Consider the following 20,805-nt stretch of genomic DNA (forward strand, 5'->3'; position numbering starts at 1 on the left):
CGATCAAGGCTGGATAACCGAATCGTCATCCTTGCCTCAGCTTCCCGTTAGCGGCGGGCACTTAAGGTGGAGTCACTTCCAACCACCCACGAGGTGACTGCCATGAAACTCTCCCGCTTCTTCCTGATCGCTGTTCTGACCGGCGTATCCTCCCTGGCGCTGGCCGACGGTGGCGGCGACATCACCTTCGCCCGTATGGAACAGGCCCGCCAGCAGGTCATGCAGGCCCGCCAGAGCGCGCCCACGCCGACGCAGATCGCCGAGGCGAAGCAGTACACCTACGGGATGAACCTGGACATTGCCGAAGTGGTGGCGGTGACTCCGATGAGCGCCGACTGCGGCGTGGTGCCGGTGCAGCTGCGCTACAAGGACTCCTTCGGCGAGGAACAGGCCATCGAGTACCGCACCGAGCGCGTCGCCTGCCGTGCCACCCGCTGATCTTGAGCTGGACGGCGATCAGTCAGGTGGCGGAGGAAACTTCAGGAGGAAGCGCGTCGGCCCTTCCTCCGAACTCTGCGCACAGGCGGTGCCCAGGTGCAGCTCCATGATCGAGCGCACGATGGCCAGCCCAAGGCCCGTGCCGCCCTGTGCCCGCGAGCGACCCTTGTCCACCCGGTAGAAGCGCTCGAACAGGTGCGGCAGGTGCTCGGCGGAAATCCCCGCGCCGGGGTTCTGTACCTGTAGCGTCACGGCCTCCCCATCGCCCCGCACCTGCACGCTGATGCGCTCGCCCTTGGGCGTGTGGCGGATGGCGTTGGACAGCAGGTTGGAAATGGCGCGCTGGATCATCAGGCGGTCGCCCACCACCAGCCCGTGACCTTCGATGACGATGCGCAGCGACTTCTCCTCGGCGCTGAAGTCGAACAGCTCGGCGACCTTCGCCGCTTCCTCTTCCAGCCGTACCGGCTCCTGCGGCAGCAGTGCCCGTGGGTGGCTGACCTGGGCGAGGAACAGCATGTCGCTGACGATCCGCCCGACTCGTTCCAGCTCCTCGGTGCTGGCAGCCAGCACCGTCTCGTACTCTTCCTTTTGCCGCGGCCGCGACAGCGTTACCTGAGCCTTGCCCAGCAGGTTGCCGATGGGCGAGCGCAGTTCGTGGGCGATGTCGTCGGAGAACTGCGTCAGCTGCTGCACGCCGCCATCCAGTCGGTGCAGCATCAGGTTCAGCGCCCGCGCGGCCTTGCCCAGTTCCCGCGGCAGGTCCTGCACGGGGATGCGATGGCTGAGATCCTGAGTGGTGATCAGAGAAGCCACCTGGCCGAATTTTCGCAAAGGTTGCAGGCCGCGCTTGGCCACCAGGCGCGCGCCGAGGGCGATCAGCAGCAGCAGTGGCGGCACCGCCAGCCAGGCCGAACGCAGGAAGGCGCTGAGCAGGGCGTCATCCTCGCGGCGATCCAGGGTCAGGAATACTCGCAGGGTATTGCCGTCGCGCAGGCGGATCAGGCTGGGCTCGGTGAGCAGGCGGCGGCCATCCGGCGCGCTCCAGCCGAACGCACGGCCAGTGCCGGCGAATGCATCGAGCGCCGGCAGATCAGCGGGCGACCCACTGTTGAACAGCGCCGATTTTCCAGGCTGTTCGGCGAGCAGCACAGCGCTGAGATTATCGTGGCCCATCAACTGGTCCTGCAGGGTATGGCCGCGCAGGGGCAGGGCGGCGAGGCCGGGGTCGGCCTCCAGCGCGTGGCGCAGTTGCCCGAGCTTGTCTTCCAGTTCGCGGTGGGCGCGCTGGTCCAGCTGATGATCGAGGGCGACGTAGGCGAGGGTGAGCAGCAGTACCGTCAGCACCGAACCCAGCACGCCGACCCACAGGCCGATGCGCAGCGACAGGCTGGCCGGCTTCATGCGCGGGACTCCAGCACGTAGCCGACTCCGCGCAAGGTGTGGATCAGCTTGTCGGCGAAGGGATCGTCGATCTTGGCGCGCAAACGGCGAATGGTGACTTCCACCACGTTGGTGTCGCAGTCGAAGTTCATGTCCCAGACCAGCGAGATGATCTGCGTGCGCGAAAGCACTTCGCCGCTGCGGCTCATCAGCAGGTACAGCAGGGCGAACTCCTTGCTGGTCAGGTCGATGCGCTGGCTGTCGCGGTAGGCGCGATGGCGGCCGGGGTCCAGTTCCAGCCCGCCGATCTCCAGCACCTGTGGCTGGTCGATGCGCTCGCTGCGGCGCATCAGCGAGCGCACGCGGGCCAGCAGTTCGGGGAACTCGAAGGGCTTGAGCAGGTAGTCATCGGCGCCCAGGTCGAAGCCTTTGACCCGCTCGGTGAGGCGGCCGCGGGCGGTGAGCATCATCACGCGGATGTCGCTGTGCTGACGCAGGCTGGCGAGCACGTCCCAGCCGTCCATCTGCGGCAGGTTCACATCGAGGATGACCAGGTCGTAGGCGCACTGCCGGGCCAGGTGCAGGCCGTCGACGCCGTTGTCGGCGCGGTCGACGACATAGCCGCTTTCGCTCAGCCCCTGTTGCAGATAATCGGCCGTCTTGTGGTCGTCCTCGATGAGCAGGATCTTCATGAATAGTTACTCGGTAATTGCGTGAAGAGTGGTGCCGCAGGTGCAGGAAAGTTCATCCGGACTGCGAAAAACGCGCGCAGTCTAGAAGCTGTAGCGACTTCAGGGTCAACGATGGCGATGTCGCATTTGCGGTTCTGAAAGAAGTGCTGAAAGTTCTGTAGATCGCTGGTCTGCAAGGAATTTCAGGAGATTTAGGGTTTCGTTGGAATGCTTTGAATTGTTTCCTGAAGTTACCTGGAAGCGGCGTGCGGCCTTTTTAAATACATACAACGGGACGTCGGCGGATGGCCAATTACATGTTTGTAATTATCCAGTCACCTTGTCGCTAGAGAGGCACTTCTAGATTCGCCGGTGGAAATGACGGGATGCCGTCGAAGTTGACTCCACCGTGCGAGGTTCGCCGTGTTTTCAAGACGTTCTGTATTCGCCGCGCAGGCGACGCTGCTGGCGTTGCTGCTCTGGCAGTCGCCAAGCTGGGCGCAGGCCCGCGAGATCGGCATCGAGGATGCCCTGCAGGCGGCCGCCAGCGGTAACCCCGAGCTGGCTGCCAGCGGCCGGGAAATCGGTATTGCCCAGGGGCTGCGCGAGCAGGCCGGTCTGCTGCGCAACCCGACGCTGTCCTGGGAGCAGGAGGGCACCGAATCGCGCAACCGCACCACCACCCTCAGTATCAGCCAGCCACTGGAACTGGGCGGCAAGCGCGGCGCACGGGTGGAACTGGCCGAGCGCGGCCAGGATGTGGCGGCGCTGAGCCTGGAAGCCCGGCGCAATCAATTGCGTGGCGAGGTGATCGCGGTGTTCTACACCGCCCTGCGTGCCCAGGAGCGCGAGCGCCTGGCGCAACAGTCCGTCGAGTTGGCGCAGCGGGGCGTCTCTGCCGCTGATGGCCGTGTGCGTGCCGGCAAGGCGCCGCCACTGGAGGCCAACCGCGCGCAGGTACAACTGGCCGAAGTGCGCCTGGAGCAGGAGCGCGCCCGTCGCGAACGGGCCGACGCCAACCAGGCGCTGGCCGCGCTGATGGGGCTTGCGTCGCCGGACTTCACCGGGGTGCGCAACGACGGCGCGCAGTCCTTGCCCGCGCTGCCAACCCCCGATGAGCTGCTGCGCCGCCTCGGTGATAGCGCGCCGATGCGCCTGGCGCAGGGGCGCATCGATGAAGGCGAAGCTGCCGTGCGCCTGGCGAAGACCCAGCGCATCCCCGACCTCGATGTCAGCCTGGGGAGCCAGGAAGCGATCGAGGAGGGCAACCGCGACCGCGTTGCGGTGATCGGCTTCAGCCTGCCGCTGCCGTTGTTCGACCGTAACCAGGGCAACATCCTCGCCGAATCGCGCCGTGCCGATCAGGCCCGCGACCTGCGCAATGCCACCGAGCTGCGCCTGCGTCAGGAAACCCAGCAGGCGCTGCAGCAGTGGAGTACCGCCCAGGGCGAGGTGAATGCCTTCCGCCAGACCATCCTGCCCAGTGCCCAGACCGCCGTGGAAAGCGCCACGCGCGGCTTCGAGATGGGCAAGTTCGGCTTCCTCGAAGTGCTCGACGCCCAGCGCACCCTGATCACCGCCCGCGACCAGTACCTGCGTGCGCTGGCTCAGGTCAGCGATGCCTGGGGACGCATCGAACGGGTCTACGGCGATGTCGGCACGGCCCGCTAACCGCCGTCGCGCCTGGCTCGGCCTGCTGCTCGTGACCCTGATGCCATCTGCTGCCGCGCCGACCGTGAGCCTGCCCGCGCACTGGTGCGTCCATGACCTCTTCAGCACCCTCCATCACCCTGCGGTGCCTGCGCCACGGCGCGGCGTCGGGGGATATTTACCGGAGCTTCCATGATCAAGAAAACCCCTCTCGCCGCCGCCGTTCTGCTGGCCTCCGCTCTAGGCGTCAGCGCCTACGCCTGGATGGGCAGCGAACAGGCCGGCGGCAAACACCTCGACGACGCCACCCATGCGGACGGCGAGCACCATGGCAACCCTGCGCCGGCCAGCCATGCCGAAGCGGCCAGCCATGCCGATGGTGAACATCACGTCGCCGAGGAAACAGACAACGAGGAGGAAGGCCTGCACCTGACCCCTGCGCAGATCGAGGCCGCCGGCATCCAGCTGGTGACCGCCGGCCCACAGGCGCTGGATGAAGCCTTCAGCCTGCCCGGTGAGATCGGTTTCGATGAGGACCGCACCGCGCACGTCGTGCCGCGCACCCCTGGCGTGGTGGAAGCGGTGTCGGTGGAGCTCGGGCAAAGCGTGAAGAAGGGCCAGCTGCTGGCGGTGATCGCCAGCCAGCAGGTGTCCGAGCTGCGCAGCGAGCTGGCTGCCGCCCAGCGCCGGCTGGCCCTGGCGAGCAGGACATTCGAGCGCGAACGGGAGCTGTGGCAGGAGAAGATTTCCGCCGAACAGGACTACCTGCAGGCGCGCCAGGACCTGGAAGAGGCGCGCATCGCCCTGGCCAACGCACAGCAGAAGACCAACGCGCTCAGCGGCGTGTCGGCCAGCGCCGGTGGCAATCGCTATGAACTGCGCGCGCCTTTCGACGGCGTAGTGGTGGAGAAGCACCTGGTACCCGGCGAGGTGGTCAGCGAGACCACGGCGGCCTTCACGCTGTCCGACCTGTCGCGGGTCTGGGCCAGTTTCAGTGTGGCGCCTCAGGACCTGGCGCGGGTGCAGGTGGGCAAGCCGGCGCGGGTGGAGGCGGCGGACCTGGGCATGCAGGTCGATGGTCGCGTCAGCTATGTCGGCAACCTGCTCGGCGAGCAGACCCGCAGCGCGGTGGCCCGCGTCACCCTGGCCAATCCCGATGGCGCCTGGCGTCCCGGCCTGTTCGTCAATGTGCGGGTGAGCAGCAGTGCGCGCCAGGTGGCGGTTGCGGTGCCGGAGCAGGCGATCCAGGAGGTGGAAGGCAAGCCCAGCGTCTTCGTGCGCAGCATCGAAGGGTTCGCCCCGCGTCCGGTCGATCTCGGCGCGCGCAGCGCAGGTCAGGTCGAGGTGCTGGCCGGGCTTGCCGCCGGCGATCAGGTGGCGGCCGAAGGCAGCTTCGTCCTCAAGTCCGAGCTGGGCAAGAGCTCGGCGTCCCACGCGCACTGACGGAGCGAGAGCATGTTCGAACGCATCATTCGTTTCGCCATCGAGCAACGCTATCTCGTGTTGCTCGCCGTTCTCGCCATGGCCGGCCTGGGTATCGCCAGCTACCAGAAGCTGCCCATCGACGCGGTACCCGACATCACCAACGTGCAGGTGCAGGTGAACACCTCGGCACCGGGCTTCACCCCGTTGGAGACCGAGCAGCGCGTCACCTACCCGGTGGAGACCGCCATGGCGGGACTGCCCGGCCTGCAGCAGACGCGCTCGATCTCGCGCTCGGGGCTGTCCCAGGTGACGGTGATCTTCAAGGATGGCACCGACCTGTTTTTCGCTCGCCAATTGGTCAACGAACGCTTGCAGCAGGCCCGCGAGCAATTGCCGGAGGGCGTCGAGTCGGCCATGGGGCCGATTTCCACGGGACTGGGAGAAATCTTCCTGTGGACCATCGAAGCCGAGCCGGGCGCGCGCAAGGAGGACGGCAGCGAATACACGCCCACCGACCTGCGCGTGATCCAGGACTGGGTGATCAAGCCGCAACTGCGCAACGTGCCGGGCGTGGCCGAGGTGAACACCATCGGCGGCTTCGCCAAGCAGTTCCAGGTCGCCCCGGACACCCGCCGTCTCGCAGCCTACCGGCTGACCCTGGCCGATGTGATCGCCGCGCTGGAGCGTAACAACGCCAACGTCGGCGCCGGTTACATCGAGCGCAACGGCGAGCAATTGCTGGTGCGTGCACCGGGGCAGGTGGGAAGCCTGGAAGACATCGCCAACATCGTGGTCGCCAATGTCGACGGCACGCCGATCCGCCTGCGCAACGTCGCCGAGGTCGACCTCGGTCGTGAGCTGCGCACCGGCGCCGCCACCGAAGATGGCCGCGAAGTGGTGCTTGGCACGGTGTTCATGCTGATCGGCGAGAACAGCCGTACGGTCGCCAAGGCTGCTGCGGCCAAGCTGGACGAGATCAACCGCACGTTACCGGCCGGGGTCAAGGCAGTGACCGTCTACGACCGTACGCAGCTGGTGGACAAGGCCATCGCCACGGTCAAGCGCAACCTCACCGAGGGGGCGATCCTGGTGATCGCGGTGCTCTTCCTGTTCCTGGGTAACATCCGCGCGGCGCTGATCACCGCCATGGTGATCCCGCTGGCCATGTTGTTCACCTTCACCGGCATGTTCAGCAACCGCATCAGCGCCAACCTGATGAGTCTCGGCGCGCTGGACTTCGGCATCATCGTCGACGGCGCCGTGGTGATCGTCGAGAACGCCATTCGCCGCCTGGCCCACGCGCAGCAGCATCATGGGCGCATGCTCACCCGTAGCGAACGTCTGCACGAGGTCTTTGCCGCGTCGAAGGAAGCGCGGCGCGCGCTGATCTATGGGCAACTGATCATCATGGTGGTGTACCTGCCGATCCTCGCCCTCACCGGCGTCGAGGGGAAAATGTTCCACCCCATGGCGTTCACCGTGGTGCTGGCGCTGCTGGGGGCGATGATCCTCTCGGTGACCTTCGTCCCGGCGGCCATCGCGCTGTTCATCACCGGCAAGGTGAAGGAAGAGGAAAACCTGCTGATGCGCAGTGCGCGCCGTGCCTACGAGCCGGTGCTGGACTGGGTGATGGCGCGCCGTGCGCTGGTATTCGCCGGCGCCGCCGTGCTGGTGGTGCTCTCGGGGTTGCTCGCCAGGGGCATGGGCAGCGAGTTCGTGCCCAGCCTGGGCGAAGGAGACTTCGCCCTGCAATCCTTGCGTACGCCGGGCACCAGCCTCTCGCAATCGGTGGCCATGCAGGAACGGCTGGAGCGCCAGGTGCTCGACAAGGTGCCGGAGGTGCAGCGCATGTTCAGCCGTACCGGTACCGCCGAGATCGCCTCTGACCCGATGCCGCCGAACATCTCCGACGCCTACGTGATGCTCAAGCCCAAGGACCAGTGGCCCGATCCGAAGAAGAGTCGCGCGCAACTGGAAGCGGAAATCCAGGACGCTGCCAATGGCGTACCGGGCAGTGCCTACGAACTGTCGCAACCCATCCAGCTGCGCTTCAACGAGCTGATTTCCGGGGTGCGCAGCGACGTGGCGGTGAAGGTCTTCGGCGATGACATGGACGTGCTGAACCAGACTGCCGAGCAGATTGCCGGTGTACTGCGCCAGGTGCAGGGTTCATCCGAGGTGAAGGTCGAGCAGACCAGCGGCCTGCCGGTGCTCACCGTCAACATCGACCGCCAGCGCGCGGCGCGCTATGGGCTGAATGTCGGCGATATCCAGGACAATGTCGCCGTGGCCATCGGTGGGCGCGAGGCAGGCACGCTGTTCGAGGGCGACCGCCGCTTCGACCTGATCGTGCGCCTGCCAGAAAACCTGCGCAGCGATATCGACGCCCTGTCGCGCATGCTGATCCCGGTGCCGGCTCCGGCCAACGCCATCGATTCGCGCATCGGTTTCATCACCCTGGGAGAGGTGGCGCGCCTGGAGCTGGTGCAGGGGCCGAACCAGGTCAGTCGCGAGAACGGCAAGCGTCTCGTCGTGGTCAGCGCCAACGTGCGTGGCCGGGATATCGGCTCGTTCGTCTCCGAAGCCAGCGGCAGCATCGAGCAGCAGGTGAAGCTGCAGGCCGGCTACTGGACGACCTGGGGCGGCCAGTTCGAGCAGTTGCAGTCGGCGGCGCAACGTCTGCAGATCGTAGTGCCGGTGGCGTTGCTGCTGGTGTTCACTCTGCTGCTGATGATGTTCAACAACGTCCGCGATGGCCTGGTGGTGTTCACCGGGATTCCCTTCGCACTCACGGGCGGCGTGGTCGCGCTGTGGTTGCGCGATATCCCGTTGTCGATCTCCGCGGGCGTAGGGTTCATCGCGCTGTCGGGCGTGGCGGTGCTCAACGGCCTGGTGATGATCTCGTTCATCCGCAGTTTGCGGGAGGAGGGGCGCGGCCTCGATGCGGCGATCCGTGAAGGCGCGCTGACCCGCCTGCGCCCGGTGCTGATGACGGCGCTGGTGGCTTCCCTGGGCTTCGTGCCCATGGCGCTGGCTACCGGCACTGGCGCGGAAGTGCAGCGGCCGCTGGCGACCGTGGTGATCGGCGGCATCCTGTCCTCGACCACGCTGACATTGCTGGTGCTGCCGGCGTTGTATCGGTGGATCCACCGTCGCGAGGAGGAGGTTTCGCAGGCGGATTGATGAGCGCGGTTGTCGTCAGGGCCTGATCGCCCTGGCGACGAAACCACTCAGTGCTCGTCAGCGTGTTCGTAGCGGCGCCGGATTTGCTCCAGCTCGCCGGATTGGCGCATTTCCTCCAGAGCGCTGGCCCAGCTCGCAACCAGGGCGTCGTCGCTGTCGCGACTGAAGGCGATGTACAGAGAAGAGCGATAGAGCTCGATGGGAATGCGCCGTAGCGTTCCCGCGGCGATGTTCAGCTGCTTGCTGTAATAGGCGACGCCCGCGTCGGTGTCACCGACGATGATGCCGGTGCGGCCGGCCAGGAGCATGCGGTACAGCTGCTCGCTTTCCACTGCCCGCGGGTCGAGATTGTCGAAGCCTTGCGCCGCCAGCGTATCCGGGACCAGGCCCGCGTGGCGCGTGGTGATGCGCTTGGCCTGCCGCAGTTGAGCCAGGGTCGTGATCGGCGGCTCGGCGCCGGCCAGCTGGTAGGCGTGAATGGATTCCTCGACGATCGGCCCCACCCACTTGTAAAGAGGCTCGCGCTCCGCCGTGCGGAACAACGAGAACATGATGGTCTTTGGGCGCAGTTGCAGGTCGCGGGTGGTGCGCATGCTCGGCAGCAGGACGATCTCGAAGCGGTCGCCCGTGCGCAGCATGATGGCGCGGACAATTTCCGTGGCAAGTCCGGTGATCTGCCCATTCTCCCGATAGTTGTAAGGGGCCCAGTCTTCCGTGACGACCCGGTAGTCGTCGGCCCCGGCGAGGCTGCTCACCAGCAGGCTGAGCAACGCCGCAATGAGTGTCGAAAGCTTCAAGGCTGTGGTCCGCTACCGTGAGGATCGCCAGAGAGTGGCATCGTCGGCGGGGACGGACAAGCTCGCGTCCGGAATCCGCGCAGAATTCTGCATCGGCTTGAGTCGGTGGCATGGGCAGCGGCGATGACGATGAAAGCGGCAAAAAAAGGCGCCCATGCGGGCGCCGAGGGTTCCTCTTCCTCCAAAGGGGCACGTGGAGCGCCAGGAAGTGGAGCAGTCTTGCGGGGGAAATCATCACCAGTTGCCTTGGGGGCGGTGATGCCTTCCGTTATACGCAGGGGCGCCTAACGGGAGGCTGAGGCGTAGCTGACAATTTCGTCATCCCCCCAGGCGATGGTCCTAGAGCACCGCCAAGGGGTACTCGATGATCAGCCGCACCTCATCCAGGTCCGACTCGAAGGCGGTGGCGCGGGTCGTCGCCTGACGTATGCGCAGCGACAGGTCCTTGAGCTGGCCCTCCTGGAACACGTACTTGGCTTCGATGTCACGCTCCCAGCGCTTCTGGTCGGTGAGTGGATCGCCGTTGTCGTCGCGGCGCATGTACACGGCGTTGGCGTTGGAGTAGTCGGCGTCGGTACCGCGGGCATAGCGGGTCATGAAACTCAGGCCGGGCACGCCGTAGGTGGCCATGTCGAGGTCGTAGCGGACCATCCAGGAACGCTCCTTCGGCGAGTTGAAGTCGCTGTACTGGATGGAGTTGTCGAGGTAGATCGAGTCAGCCTGGCGCAGGTAGTCGAAGTCGTTGTTGCCGTTGTTGCGCTGGTGGCTGACGGCGATGCGGTGGGCGCCGAAGTGAACGCCGGCGCTGGCGCTCCAGATGTTGGTGTTGAACTCGCCGAGCAGCTCGCGGCCCTCGTCCTGCGACTTGTAGTAGTTGAAGCCGCCGAACAGCTCCACGCCCTCGCTGAGCGGGAAGTTAAGCGCGGTGCCGAAGTAGTACTGGTTCCAGGCGTCCTTCAGGCGGCTGCTGTAGAGACTGACGCTGGCGTTGTCGTTGATGGCGTAGTCGCCGCCGCCATAGGCAAGCCAGTCGGAGTCCACCGGGCCTGCGTAGAAGGTGGCGAAACCGTCGTCCATCTGCCGTGACTGCGGCTGGCTCATGGAGTGCAGGCGGCCGCCTTGCAGCGTCAGGCCTTCCAGGCTGGTGTTCTGCAGAGTGAAGCCACGGAAGGATTCCGGCAGCAGGCGCGAGTCGCCGTAATGCACCACGGGCGTTTCCGGGAACACGTCGCCGACCTTCAGCACCGTGTCCCACAGGCGCACCTTGGCGGCGCCGCCGGCCTTGGCGTAGTCACTCTCGGTGCGGCCGTCGTTATCGGTGGGCAATACGTCCACCGAGCTGCCGGCGCCGTTGCGGCCGTCGCCGGTGTCGAGCTGGAAGCCGACCATGGCGAAGGCGTCAACGCCCACGCCGACCGTGCCCTGGGTGAAGCCGGACTCGAACCTGCCGATGATCCCGTGGGCCCAGACTTCCGAGTAGCCGTTGCCGCGCGGCGGCATCGACTGGCCGTGGCGGGCGTCGCGGTTGAAGTAGAGGTTGCGGTTGAGGATTTCCAGGCTGGCGCCTTCAAGGAAGCCTTCGGCCTTCTCCTCGGACTTGCCTTCGGCGAGGACGGTCGGCGAAGCGACCCCCAGTGCCAGCAGCGAAGCCGCCAGCGGGAACTTGTATCGGTACATGATGTGCTCCTAAGGGCAGGATGGTCGGTTACCGCCTGCTGTTGTTGTTTTCGCCCAGGCGTGGCGAGGGCCACGGGCATCGTGTAGGAGCGTGGATAACGCTGGCGTGAGCGGCGGATGACAAATCTGTCAGGCAGCGCTGGCAGGCAAACCGATGTCGGAACCAGGCAATCGCTGCCGGCGGCCGATGCCTAGGGTGGCGAACCCTCATTGAAACGACCTGGAGCTGACATGTCCGATTTCATCACCGTCCTGCGCGACACCTGCCCGAAGCCCGTGCTGGACGCGACCAAGTGGAAGCGCATCGGCGGCGACCCGCACACCGTCAACCTCAACGCCTACCTGTCGGCGGACGGCAGCAAGATCATGGGCACCTGGATCTGCACCCCCGGCAAGTTCGAGGTGAATTACGAGAAGTGGGAGTACTGCCACTTCCTCGACGGCTACTGCGTCATCACCCCCGAGGGAGAGCAGCCAGTCCACCTGCGTGCCGGCGACGTGTTCGTCATCGAACCGGGCATGAAGGGCACCTGGGAAGTGGTGGAGACGGTGCGCAAGTACTTCGTGTTCGCCTGACCTGGATATCATGAAAAAGGGAGCCCATCGGCTCCCTTTTTCAGGGTGCGGCGCTCATTGGGGCCCGTCGCTGACCGACCAGCTGGCGGCCGACACATAGGGCGCCAAGGCCAGCTCACCGACCAGAGCTTCCAGCAGGCTGTCCTGCTCGCGGGGCGCGAGCGCCAGAGCGCTCACTTCCACCTCGCCGCCAGTCTTGCGGGTGTGGCTTTCCAGGCTCTGCAAGGCCAGGCCGTTGGCACCCAGGCGGCGCAGCAGGGTAGAGCGCACCAGGGCTTCATGCTGGGATTCGGTGACGGCCTGCACTTCGTAGTAGCGCTCGGTGCTGGGTTCGATGGGAGCGTGGCGCTGAATCCAGCGGGTCACCGTCGGCAGCGTCAGGTTGCAGAGCACGATGAGCAGGGTGGCGCACAGCGCCGCGAGCAGAAATCCGCTGCCAGCCAGCACACCCACGGCGCCGGTACACCAGACCGTGGCCGCGGTGCTCAGGCCGCGAACGCTGAGGCCGTCACGCATGATCACGCCTGCGCCGAGGAAGCCGATGCCGGTGACCACCTGGGCGGACATCCGCACCACCTGGTCCTCCGCGCCGAGCAGGAACGGCAGGGTGGCGAAGGTGGCCGCGCCCAGGGCCACCAGGCCATGGGTGGCAACGCCGGTGAAGCGCTGGCGCCATTGGCGCTCCATGCCGATCAGTGCGCCGAAACAGAGTGCCGCGAAGAGGTCGAGGACAATCTCGAAGTTCATGCCTTGTGCTCCGCGCCGGTCTTGTGCCGACGTCCGTGGAAAGGGGCATCGTGCCCCTGGTGAATAGGGAGGTGCGTCCAGTCTAACGGGCTGGTGGGCGATACGGGCTGACATGTCGCAGGCGGGCTGTGACCTGTAGCAGCGAGCTTGCTCGCGAACCGCTTGACGACGAGGTCGCCGGGAGGCCTGTTCGCGAGCAAGCTCGCTCCTACGAAGAGCCATATGCCGGGAAGGCTGTTTAGGCGTTCCCGCGAGGACTAGGTAGAGTGGCCGTCCCATTCAACGCAAGAGAGTTGGCAAGATGGTCACCTGTTACCTGCGCTACGTGCTGGACCCGTACAAGCTCAAGGAATTCGAACACTACGGCCGGCTGTGGATTCCCCTGGTGGAGCGCTTCGGCGGTCAGCACCACGGCTACTTCCTGCCCTCCGAGGGGGCCAGCAACATTGCCCTGGCGATGTTCACCTTCCCCAGCCTGGCCGACTACGAACGCTACCGACAGCAATCCATGGACGATCCCGAATGCCAGGCCGCGTTCCGTTACGCGGAAGAAACCCGCTGCATTCTCAGCTACGAGCGGAGCTTCTTCCGGCCGGTGTTCGGCGACTGATCGCCCGCTTTGATGCAGCGCGCAGGCCCCGTGCCAGCCGGCAAGCTTCTCGGGGCTGGAGTCATCGCGGACACAGTCCGCTTGTATGGCGTTAGGGTAGGCGCGGGCCATCCGTCGGCAGAGGAGCAGCACCGTAGGGCGCATAACGCCGGAGGCGTTATCCGCCATGGCGGCGGATAACCCGTGCCGGGTTATGCGCCCTACGTGAACCGGAGCCAAGGTGGTGGATCAGCGCTGCGCCGTCGCCTCCCCATTCCAGCCGCCGCCGAGGGCGCGGAACAGATCCACCAGGGCGATCTGCCGCTGGGTGCTGGTCTCGATGTAGGCCGACTCGTTGACGAAGTTGCTGCGCTGCGCATCGAGGTAGCGCAGGTGACTGTCGACGCCGCCTTCGTAGCGCGCCTTGGCCAGCTTCAGCGTCTCGTTGGTGGTGTTGGCCAGGGCACGGCGCGCGGCTTCTTCACGGCGCAGGGTGTCGGTTGCCGCGAGCGCATCGGCCACTTCGCGGAATGCGGTCTGGATGGTGCCTTCGTAGGCGGCCACGGCCGAATCCTTGCGCACCTTGGCGAGGTCGAGGTTGGCGCTGTTGCGGCCGGCATCGAAGATCGGCAGCGACAAGGTCGGCACGAAGCTCCACGAACGCGAGCCGCCGTCGAACAGCCCGGACATTTCCGCGCTGGATGTGCCGAAACTCCCTGTGAGGCTGATGCGCGGGAAGAACGCCGCGCGGGCCGCGCCGATGTCGGCATTGCGCGCCTTGAGCACATGCTCGGCGGCGAGAATGTCCGGGCGCCGCTCGATCAGCTCCGACGGGGTACCCGGCGCGATGTCCTGGATCAGCATGGGCTTGTCCTGCGGCACCTGCGGGATGCGCCTGGCTGCATCGGATGTGCCGAGCAGCAGCACCAGGGCATTGAGCGCCTGCTGCTTCTGCCGTGCGTTGCTTTCCAGCTCGGCACGGGACTGTTCCACCAGCCCGAGCGCTTCCTGATAGTCCAGCGCCGTGGCCGCGCCGGCAGTACGCCTCTGGCCGATCAGGCTGAGCGAATCCTCGCGGCTGGCCAGCGTCTGTTCGGTCAGCTGCAGGCGGCGCTGGGCGCCGTCGTAGGTGAGATAGGCCTGGCTGACCTCGGCGATCAGCGCAAGGCGTGCACTGCGCCCCGCTTCCTCGGTGGAGAGGTATTGTTCCAGCGCGGAGTCGGTCAGGCTCTTCACCCGGCCGAACAGGTCCAGCTCGTACTCGGGCAACGCCAGGCCGACCTGATAGCTGCTGCTAACCGCCGAACTGCCGCTGTTGGACAGGTCCGCCGGCAGCCGCTGGCGATTGCCATTGGCCGCCGCGTTCAGCCCCGGCACGCGGTCGGCGCGCTGGATGCGGTACTGCGCGCGGGCCTGCTCGATGTCCAGCAGGGTCTGGCGCAGCGAGCGGTTGTTGTCCAGCGCGACGTTCACCAGCTCACGCAGTTCGCTGTCGACGATGAAAGTCTGCCAGTCCAGGTGGCTCGCCGCGGTGCCGGGCTGGGCGGCGGGGCCGCTCCAGCTCTGCGCCACCGGTGCTTCCGGGCGTTCGTAGGTGGGCGCCATCGAGCAACCCCCCAGGGTCAGCGCCAGCAGCAGGGTGATGGCGGGTTTGTGCAGGGCGGTCATTGCACGACCTCCGACGGTTGATGCGCAGGTTTGGGTTGGCGACGCAGCAGTGACAGCAGCCAGACGAAGCAGATGGGCACGAAGATGACCCCGAGCAGCGTGGCGCTGAGCATCCCGCCGATCACCCCGGTGCCGATGGCGCGCTGGCTGGCGGCGCCGGCTCCGCTGGCGACCACCAGCGGCACTACGCCGAGGATGAAGGCCATGGACGTCATGATGATCGGCCGGAAGCGCAGGCGCGCGGCCTGGATCGCGGCGTCGCGCAGGCTGTGGCCCTGTTCCCAGAGCTCCTTGGCGAACTCGACGATGAGGATCGCGTTCTTCGCCGCCAGGCCGATGATGGTGATCAGGCCGACCTTGAAGTACACATCGTTGGGCAGCCCGGTAACGGTCACCGCGAGCACCGCGCCGAGGGCGCCGATGGGCACGATCAGCATCACCGACAGCGGGATCGCCCAGCTCTCGTAGAGCGCCACCAACAGCAGGAACACCACCAGGATCGCCAGGGCGAACAGCTGGGTGGCCTGGCCGCTGGCGACTTTTTCCTGATAGGAGAGGCCGGTCCATTCGTAGCCGATGCCGGCCGGCAGTTCGCTCACCAGACGCTGCATTTCAGCCATGGCCTCGCCGGTGCTGACACCGGGGGCGGCGTCGCCGGAGATGCGGATCGACGGGTAGCCGTTGTAGCGCGCCAGCTGCACCGGGCCTTCTTCCCAGCGGGTGCTGACGAAGGCCGACAGCGGCACCAGCTCGCCGGCGCTGTTGGGCACGTAGAGCTTGAGCACGGCTTCCGGGGTCATCCGGTCGCCCTGTTCGGCCTGCACCACCACGCGTTGCTGGCGGCCGGCGTTGGCAAAGTCGTTGATCACCGAGGAGCCGAAGGCGGTGGACAGCGCACTGCTGATGGACTCGAAGCTGACGCCCAGGGTGCGCGCCTTTTCGCGGTCGATCTCCAGGCGTAGCTGGGGGGCCTCGGCGAGGCCTTCCATCATGGCGTAGAGGATCTTCGGATTGCCGTTCGCCTCACCGAGCAGTTGGTCGCGGGCCGCCAGCAGCGCCTCGCGGCCGAGGCCGGCACGGTCCTGCAGGCGCAGCGAGAAGCCGCCGGAGTTGCCCAGGCCGTCGATGGGCGGCGGGGTAACGGCCATGATCGCGCCGTCGCTGATGCCGGCGAAGCGCTCGTTGATCGCCGCGGTTTCCGCCTCGGCGGACTGCGATTTATCGCGCACGGACCAGTCCTTCAGGGTCGGGAAGGCCAGTGCGGCGTTCTCGCCCATGCCGGAGAAGCTGAAGCCCATCACCAGGAAGGACGAGGCCACGGCCTCGCGCGACTTGAGGAACTGCTCCAGTTCCTGGCCGGTGACGTCGGCCCGCGCACGGGTGGCGCCCGGCGGTAGCTGGATATCGACGATCATGTAGCCCTGGTCTTCCACCGGCACGAAGGATTCCGGCAGGCGCAGGTAGCTGTAGCCGAGCAGGGCGACGATGCCGGCGTAGATCAGCATGTAGCGCCCGGCACGCTTGACCAGCGCAGTGTTGAGCAGGGTGTAGCGCTCGGTCAGGCGGTTGAAGCCCCGGTTGAAGGTGCCGAAGAAGCCGCGCTTCTCGTGGTGGCCTTCGGGGATCGGCTTGAGCAGGGTCGCGCACAGCGCCGGGGTGAAGGTCAGGGCGAGGAAGCCGGAGAACAGGATCGACACCGCCAGCGACAGGGAGAATTGCTGGTAGATCACCCCCACCGAACCCGCCATGAACGCCAGCGGCATGAACACCGCCGAGAGCACCAGGGTGATGCCGATGATCGCGCCGGACACCTGGCCCATCGCCTTGACGGTGGCGGCAGGCGGGGAGAGGCCTTCCTCGGCCATGATCCGCTCGACGTTCTCCACCACCACGATGGCGTCGTCTACCAGGATGCCGATGGCCAGCACCATGCCGAACATGGTCATCATGTTCACCGAGAAGCCCAGCAGGTACATCGCCGTCAGCGTGCCCAGCAGGCACACCGGCACCACGATGGCCGGGATCAGGGTGTAGCGCACGTTCTGCAGGAACAGGAACATCACCAGGAACACCAGCACCATGGCTTCGAGCAGGGTGTGGATGACCTTCTCGATGGCCACGTCGACGAAGCGCGAGGTGTCGTAGGGCACCGAGTACTCGACGTCGTCGGGGAAGTTCACCGACAGCTCGGCCAGGCGTTCCTTGACCAGCGCAGCGGTCTGCAGGGCGTTGGCGCCCGGCGAGAGCTGGATGGCGCCGGCCACGGTGGGCTTGCCGTCCAGGCGTGCGGTGAAGTTGTAGCTCTCGCTGCCCACCTCCAGGCGCGCCACGTCGGCCAGCTTCACGGTGGAACCGTCCGGATTGGCGCGCAGGACGATACGACCGAACTCTGCCGGATCGTCCAGGGTGCCCTTCACGGCGAGGGTGGCGGTCAGCTCCTGCTCGGTGCTGCCGGGGGAGGCGCCGAAGCTGCCGGCCGGCACCTGCACGTTCTGCCCACGAATGGCATTGCCCACGTCATCGATGGACAGACCGTAGCCGACCAGCTTCTGCGGGTCGATCCACACGCGCATGGCGGCTTCGGAGGAGAAGAACTGCAGCTTGCCGACGCCTTGTACGCGGCGCAGCTCGTTATTGATGTTGCGCGCGGCGTAATCGCCCAGGGCGGTGGTGTCGGTGCGCTGGGAGCCTTCCTTGTAGTTCAGCGCGTAGATCAGCAGGAAGCCGGCGCTGGTCTGCTCGACTTCCAGCCCTTGCGTGAGCACGGCCTGGGGCATGCGCGCCTCGGCCTTCTTCAGGCGGTTCTGCACGTCCACCTGGGCCAGTTCCGGGTTGGTGCCGGGCTGGAAGGTGACCACCACTTCGGCCATGCCGTTGGAGTTGCTGGTGGATTCGAAGTAGAGCAGGCCCTTGGCGCCGTTGAGCTCCTCCTCGATCACGCTGGTGACCGAGTCCACCAGCACCTGCGCCGAGGCGCCGGGGTAGGTGGCGGTAACGGTGATCTGCGGCGGCGCCACGCTGGGGTACTGGGCGACCGGTAGCAGCGGAATGGCCAGCAGGCCGGCCAGGGAAATGAACAGCGCCACCACCCACGCGAAGTTGGGGCGCTTGATGAAGAACAGTGACATGGGGAATTCCTCGCGGCGGTCCTCGCCTTATTGTCGCGACGCCTGCTGTTGCTGCTGTTGCTTCTGGGCTTGATCGGCTTGACGGGCTTCGACCTTGGCACCCGGCTGCAGGCCGGTGAGGCCACCGACGATGACCTGGTCGCCGCTGGCCAGGCCCTGGCTGATCTGCCAGCGCGAGCCCTGCATGGCGCCGGTCTGCACCTGGCGGGTCTCGACGCGGCTTTCGGCGCCGATCACCAGCACATGAGCGGTGCCGTCGGTGGCGCGCTGCACGGCGCGTTGCGGCACCAGAATGGCCTTGGCGTCGGTGCCCTGCGGGGCGGTGACGCGCACATACATGCCTGGCAGCAGCAGACCGTCGGCGTTGTCGAATCTGCCGCGCAACGAGACCTGGCCGGTACCGCGATCCACCGAGATATCGGTGAACAGCAGCTCGCCCTTGCGCTCGTACGGCGTGCCCTCGACGCGCAGGCTCAGGGCCTGGCTCTGGCCGGCGGGGAGGTTGCCGCTCTTCAGCGCTTCACGCAGGCGCAGGGCGTCGGCCACCGGCTGGGTGAAGTCGGCATAGATCGGGTCGAGCTGCTGGATGCGCGCCATCAAGGTGGCGTCGCCCTGGCCAACCAGTGCGCCCTCGGTCACCAGCGCGCGGCCGATGCGCCCGGAGATCGGCGCCTTGACCGAGGCATAGCCCAGGTTCAGGCGCGCGGTTTCCAGGTCCGCCTGGGCGGAGCGTACCGAAGCCTGGGCGCTGCGCAGGTCGGCGATGGCGGTGTCGAAGTCCTGCTGGCTGACCGCTTCGATCTTCACCAGCGGCTCGTAGCGCTTCACCCGCGCCTGGGCTTCCTGCTGCGCCGCCTGGGCACGCGCCAACTCGCCCTCGGCGCGGGACACGGCAGCCTTGAGCGGCGCCGGGTCGATCTGGAACAGCAGGTCGCCAGCCTTGACGTCGGCGCCTTCCTCGAAGCGCTTCTGCACCACGATGCCCGCCACCCGCGCACGTACTTCGGCAACGCGCATCGGCTCGATACGCCCCGGCAACTCCGACGTCAGGGTGAGGGGTTCGGTCGCGACTGCCACCACATCCACTGGGCGCGCCGTTTCGGCGGCCGCCTGGGGTTCACCGGATTGTCCGCAACCGGCCAGCGCCAACGCTGCCACCAACGCACTGATTGTCCCTACTGCACGCAACCTGCCCATGTTTCACCCGGGGTCTGTCTATCTGGAAAGGTGCGTATGATCCTTTCAAACTCTAAATGAGTCAATAATGTCTCATTTGCTTCTGTGGTGTATAAAATGTGTCATGACCTTTCAAAAGAGAGGCCTTTTTCTGCACAATGAGACGATCCGCCACCTGACACGAGGCCCCCGAATGACTCTCTCCGCCCACGATGAACGTCTGCTCAAGGCGCTGGCCGTCGCCATCGTCGACCGCCCTCGGGCGACGCTGAAGGAGCTGGCGGAGGCGGCGGGGGTGAGCAAGGCGACGCTGCACCGCTTCTGTGGCACCCGTGATGGGTTGATGGAGATGCTCGAGGACTACGGGCATGTGGTGATCCGGCAGATCCTCGAAGCCGCCGAGCTGCAGCGTGCCGAGCCGCTGGAAGCATTGCGCCAGCTGATCGCTGAGCACCTGCGGCACCGTGACATGCTGAACTTCCTGCTGTTCCAGTACCGCGCCGAGAACCTCGACATGCAGGCGACGACCGAGCGCTGGAGCTACTACACCGAAGCAGTGGATGCTTTCTTCCTGCGCGGCCAGCAGAGCGGCAGGTTCCGCATCGACATCACTGCCGCGGTATTCACCGAACTCTTCCTCTCGATGCTCTACGGCATGGTCGACGCCGAGCGCTACGGCCGCGCGGCCAGCTCCAGTTCCGCCCAGGTGCTGGAGCAGTTGTTCCTTCATGGTGCGCAGGTCAAGCCCCAGGCCTGAGTCCGCACTGCGCTGAAGGGAAAGCCACTGCCTTTGGCGGGCTGTGTCCTCGCCATCCCGTTTGGGGCTCACTGAAAAGAATTGTCTGTAGTCCCCGAGAGCTTTCCCCTGACCTTTCCGGCCTGTTCCCAGATTATTCTTATATTCCTACGTATCAGGTAGTTCCTATGGTGGCCGACTGAGTCAGCAGGTCGGCTATAGCGGGCATTCCAGCCTGTCTCCTGCGCTCGCACCCATTGCACGCAAGGAGGTCAGGCATGCTTCAGAAAGCACGGATTTTATTCGACCACAGCCGCCACACCCTGCACGTCAGGGACGTTGAAGCCCCGCTCGATGTACTCGCCTTCGAGGGTGACGAAGCCCCCAGCCAGCCTTTCACCTACCGCATCGAATTCACCAGCACCGATCACGACCTCGAGGGCGACAGCTTCCTGTGCCGGGACGCCAGTTTCAGCCTGCGCGCACCGCCCGAGCCGCTCGGCATCCCCGGCTACACGCCACCGATTGCCGCGCCGCTGCGAACCTTGTACGGCACCATCACTCGCTTCGCCCTGCTGGCCTACTCGCAGGATGAATCGCGCTACGAAGTGACCTTCGTGCCACGCCTGAAGCTGCTGGGGTTCGCCCGTCAGTACCGCATTTACCAGAACCAGAGCGTGCCGGAGATCGTCGAGCAGGTACTGCGGCGCAACAACTTCGCCGGGCAGGACTTCCTCTTCCAGCTGACCCGCGAGTACCCGCAGCGCGAACAGGTGATGCAGTACGGAGAGGACGATCTCGCCTTCATCCAGCGCCTCACCGCCGAGGTCGGCATCTGGTACCGCTTCAGCATGGACGAGCGCCTGCGCATCGAGGTGCTGGAGTTCCATGACGACCAACGCCATTACCTGCCCGCGCCAGCCCTGCCGTTGCGTCCGCTGTCATCGCTGGAGTCCAGCGG

Annotated in this window: 16 protein-coding genes; 8 read left to right on the top strand and 8 right to left on the bottom strand. The window is 66.0% G+C overall.

Annotated features, from left to right (window positions below; genetic code table 11):
• Positions 1-102: 102 nt before the first annotated feature.
• Positions 103-438: a DUF2790 domain-containing protein gene (locus FAS41_RS21575; protein ID WP_138525472.1), complete on the top strand. Its 336-nt coding sequence runs from the start codon at positions 103-105 to the stop codon at positions 436-438.
• Between the two features lie 18 nt (positions 439-456).
• On the opposite strand, the gene FAS41_RS21580 is transcribed toward FAS41_RS21575, so the two are convergent.
• Both FAS41_RS21580 and FAS41_RS21585 read right to left on the bottom strand, forming a co-directional pair.
• The gene (locus FAS41_RS21580) at positions 457-1,842 is read right to left on the bottom strand and encodes a heavy metal sensor histidine kinase (RefSeq protein ID WP_138525473.1); all 1,386 of its coding nucleotides are present in this window, start codon (positions 1,840-1,842) and stop codon (positions 457-459) included.
• Positions 1,839-2,513 carry a heavy metal response regulator transcription factor gene (locus FAS41_RS21585; RefSeq protein WP_138525474.1) on the bottom strand — a complete coding sequence of 225 codons (675 nt, stop codon included), beginning with the start codon at positions 2,511-2,513 and terminating at the stop codon, positions 1,839-1,841. The genes FAS41_RS21580 and FAS41_RS21585 overlap by 4 nt, the downstream gene beginning before the upstream one ends.
• A gap of 402 nt (positions 2,514-2,915) precedes the next feature.
• Here FAS41_RS21585 and FAS41_RS21590 point away from each other — a divergent pair, with 402 nt between their 5' ends.
• The 3 genes from FAS41_RS21590 to FAS41_RS21600 all read left to right on the top strand — a co-directional run bounded on the left by FAS41_RS21590 (position 2,916) and on the right by FAS41_RS21600 (position 8,750).
• Positions 2,916-4,163: a TolC family protein gene (locus FAS41_RS21590; protein ID WP_425049040.1), complete on the top strand. Its 1,248-nt coding sequence runs from the start codon at positions 2,916-2,918 to the stop codon at positions 4,161-4,163.
• 171 nt (positions 4,164-4,334) lie between these two features.
• Positions 4,335-5,585 carry an efflux RND transporter periplasmic adaptor subunit gene (locus tag FAS41_RS21595; protein WP_138525475.1) on the top strand — a complete coding sequence of 417 codons (1,251 nt, stop codon included), beginning with the start codon at positions 4,335-4,337 and terminating at the stop codon, positions 5,583-5,585.
• A 12-nt stretch (positions 5,586-5,597) separates the two neighbouring features.
• The gene (locus FAS41_RS21600) at positions 5,598-8,750 is read left to right on the top strand and encodes a CusA/CzcA family heavy metal efflux RND transporter (RefSeq protein WP_138525476.1); all 3,153 of its coding nucleotides are present in this window, start codon (positions 5,598-5,600) and stop codon (positions 8,748-8,750) included.
• Positions 8,751-8,797: 47 nt separating this feature from the next.
• Here the strand turns inward: FAS41_RS21600 and FAS41_RS21605 are convergent, their stop codons facing one another.
• Together FAS41_RS21605 and FAS41_RS21610 are read right to left on the bottom strand one after the other, a co-directional pair.
• Positions 8,798-9,547 (bottom strand): substrate-binding periplasmic protein, encoded by a 750-nt coding sequence (locus FAS41_RS21605; protein WP_138525477.1) that lies wholly within the window; start codon positions 9,545-9,547, stop codon positions 8,798-8,800.
• Between the two features lie 339 nt (positions 9,548-9,886).
• Positions 9,887-11,224 carry an OprD family porin gene (locus tag FAS41_RS21610; RefSeq protein WP_138525478.1) on the bottom strand — a complete coding sequence of 446 codons (1,338 nt, stop codon included), beginning with the start codon at positions 11,222-11,224 and terminating at the stop codon, positions 9,887-9,889.
• 231 nt (positions 11,225-11,455) lie between these two features.
• Between FAS41_RS21610 and FAS41_RS21615 the strand changes: the two genes are divergently transcribed.
• On the top strand, positions 11,456-11,800 hold the full coding sequence (locus tag FAS41_RS21615) for a cupin domain-containing protein (RefSeq protein ID WP_138525479.1): 345 nt from the start codon (positions 11,456-11,458) through the stop codon (positions 11,798-11,800).
• A gap of 54 nt (positions 11,801-11,854) precedes the next feature.
• Here the strand turns inward: FAS41_RS21615 and FAS41_RS21620 are convergent, their stop codons facing one another.
• On the bottom strand, positions 11,855-12,547 hold the full coding sequence (locus FAS41_RS21620; RefSeq protein ID WP_138525480.1) for an MgtC/SapB family protein: 693 nt from the start codon (positions 12,545-12,547) through the stop codon (positions 11,855-11,857).
• Positions 12,548-12,848: 301 nt separating this feature from the next.
• Here FAS41_RS21620 and FAS41_RS21625 point away from each other — a divergent pair, with 301 nt between their 5' ends.
• Positions 12,849-13,157: an NIPSNAP family protein gene (locus tag FAS41_RS21625; protein ID WP_138525481.1), complete on the top strand. Its 309-nt coding sequence runs from the start codon at positions 12,849-12,851 to the stop codon at positions 13,155-13,157.
• 228 nt (positions 13,158-13,385) lie between these two features.
• Here the strand turns inward: FAS41_RS21625 and FAS41_RS21630 are convergent, their stop codons facing one another.
• The 3 genes from FAS41_RS21630 to FAS41_RS21640 are packed head-to-tail and all read right to left on the bottom strand — an operon-like array spanning position 13,386 to position 19,129.
• Positions 13,386-14,804: an efflux transporter outer membrane subunit gene (locus FAS41_RS21630; RefSeq protein WP_138525482.1), complete on the bottom strand. Its 1,419-nt coding sequence runs from the start codon at positions 14,802-14,804 to the stop codon at positions 13,386-13,388.
• The gene (locus tag FAS41_RS21635; RefSeq protein ID WP_138525483.1) at positions 14,801-17,932 is read right to left on the bottom strand and encodes an efflux RND transporter permease subunit; all 3,132 of its coding nucleotides are present in this window, start codon (positions 17,930-17,932) and stop codon (positions 14,801-14,803) included. The genes FAS41_RS21630 and FAS41_RS21635 overlap by 4 nt, the downstream gene beginning before the upstream one ends.
• Before the next feature lie 27 nt (positions 17,933-17,959).
• Positions 17,960-19,129, bottom strand: coding sequence for a MexC family multidrug efflux RND transporter periplasmic adaptor subunit (locus tag FAS41_RS21640; protein ID WP_138525484.1), 1,170 nt, complete (start codon positions 19,127-19,129; stop codon positions 17,960-17,962).
• 172 nt (positions 19,130-19,301) lie between these two features.
• Here FAS41_RS21640 and FAS41_RS21645 point away from each other — a divergent pair, with 172 nt between their 5' ends.
• On the top strand, positions 19,302-19,865 hold the full coding sequence (locus tag FAS41_RS21645; protein WP_138525485.1) for a TetR/AcrR family transcriptional regulator: 564 nt from the start codon (positions 19,302-19,304) through the stop codon (positions 19,863-19,865).
• 257 nt (positions 19,866-20,122) lie between these two features.
• On the top strand, positions 20,123-20,805 hold a 683-nt coding region (locus FAS41_RS21650; RefSeq protein WP_138525486.1), incomplete at its 3' end, for a type VI secretion system Vgr family protein.

Source organism: Pseudomonas nicosulfuronedens, assembly GCF_005877905.1.
Taxonomy (GTDB): domain Bacteria; phylum Pseudomonadota; class Gammaproteobacteria; order Pseudomonadales; family Pseudomonadaceae; genus Pseudomonas; species Pseudomonas nicosulfuronedens.

What these genes read in the sequence shown, in the direction of transcription:
- FAS41_RS21625 (WP_138525481.1), top strand. Translation starts at nt 12,849, where the DNA reads ATGGTCACCTGTTACCTGCGCTACGTGCTGGACCCGTACAAGCTCAAG.
- FAS41_RS21645 (WP_138525485.1), top strand. Translation starts at nt 19,302, where the DNA reads ATGACTCTCTCCGCCCACGATGAACGTCTGCTCAAGGCGCTGGCCGTC.
- FAS41_RS21635 (WP_138525483.1), bottom strand. Translation starts at nt 17,932, where the DNA reads ATGTCACTGTTCTTCATCAAGCGCCCCAACTTCGCGTGGGTGGTGGCG.
- FAS41_RS21615 (WP_138525479.1), top strand. Translation starts at nt 11,456, where the DNA reads ATGTCCGATTTCATCACCGTCCTGCGCGACACCTGCCCGAAGCCCGTG.
- FAS41_RS21595 (WP_138525475.1), top strand. Translation starts at nt 4,335, where the DNA reads ATGATCAAGAAAACCCCTCTCGCCGCCGCCGTTCTGCTGGCCTCCGCT.
- FAS41_RS21620 (WP_138525480.1), bottom strand. Translation starts at nt 12,547, where the DNA reads ATGAACTTCGAGATTGTCCTCGACCTCTTCGCGGCACTCTGTTTCGGC.
- FAS41_RS21585 (WP_138525474.1), bottom strand. Translation starts at nt 2,513, where the DNA reads ATGAAGATCCTGCTCATCGAGGACGACCACAAGACGGCCGATTATCTG.
- FAS41_RS21640 (WP_138525484.1), bottom strand. Translation starts at nt 19,129, where the DNA reads ATGGGCAGGTTGCGTGCAGTAGGGACAATCAGTGCGTTGGTGGCAGCG.
- FAS41_RS21580 (WP_138525473.1), bottom strand. Translation starts at nt 1,842, where the DNA reads ATGAAGCCGGCCAGCCTGTCGCTGCGCATCGGCCTGTGGGTCGGCGTG.
- FAS41_RS21600 (WP_138525476.1), top strand. Translation starts at nt 5,598, where the DNA reads ATGTTCGAACGCATCATTCGTTTCGCCATCGAGCAACGCTATCTCGTG.
- FAS41_RS21575 (WP_138525472.1), top strand. Translation starts at nt 103, where the DNA reads ATGAAACTCTCCCGCTTCTTCCTGATCGCTGTTCTGACCGGCGTATCC.
- FAS41_RS21610 (WP_138525478.1), bottom strand. Translation starts at nt 11,224, where the DNA reads ATGTACCGATACAAGTTCCCGCTGGCGGCTTCGCTGCTGGCACTGGGG.
- FAS41_RS21630 (WP_138525482.1), bottom strand. Translation starts at nt 14,804, where the DNA reads ATGACCGCCCTGCACAAACCCGCCATCACCCTGCTGCTGGCGCTGACC.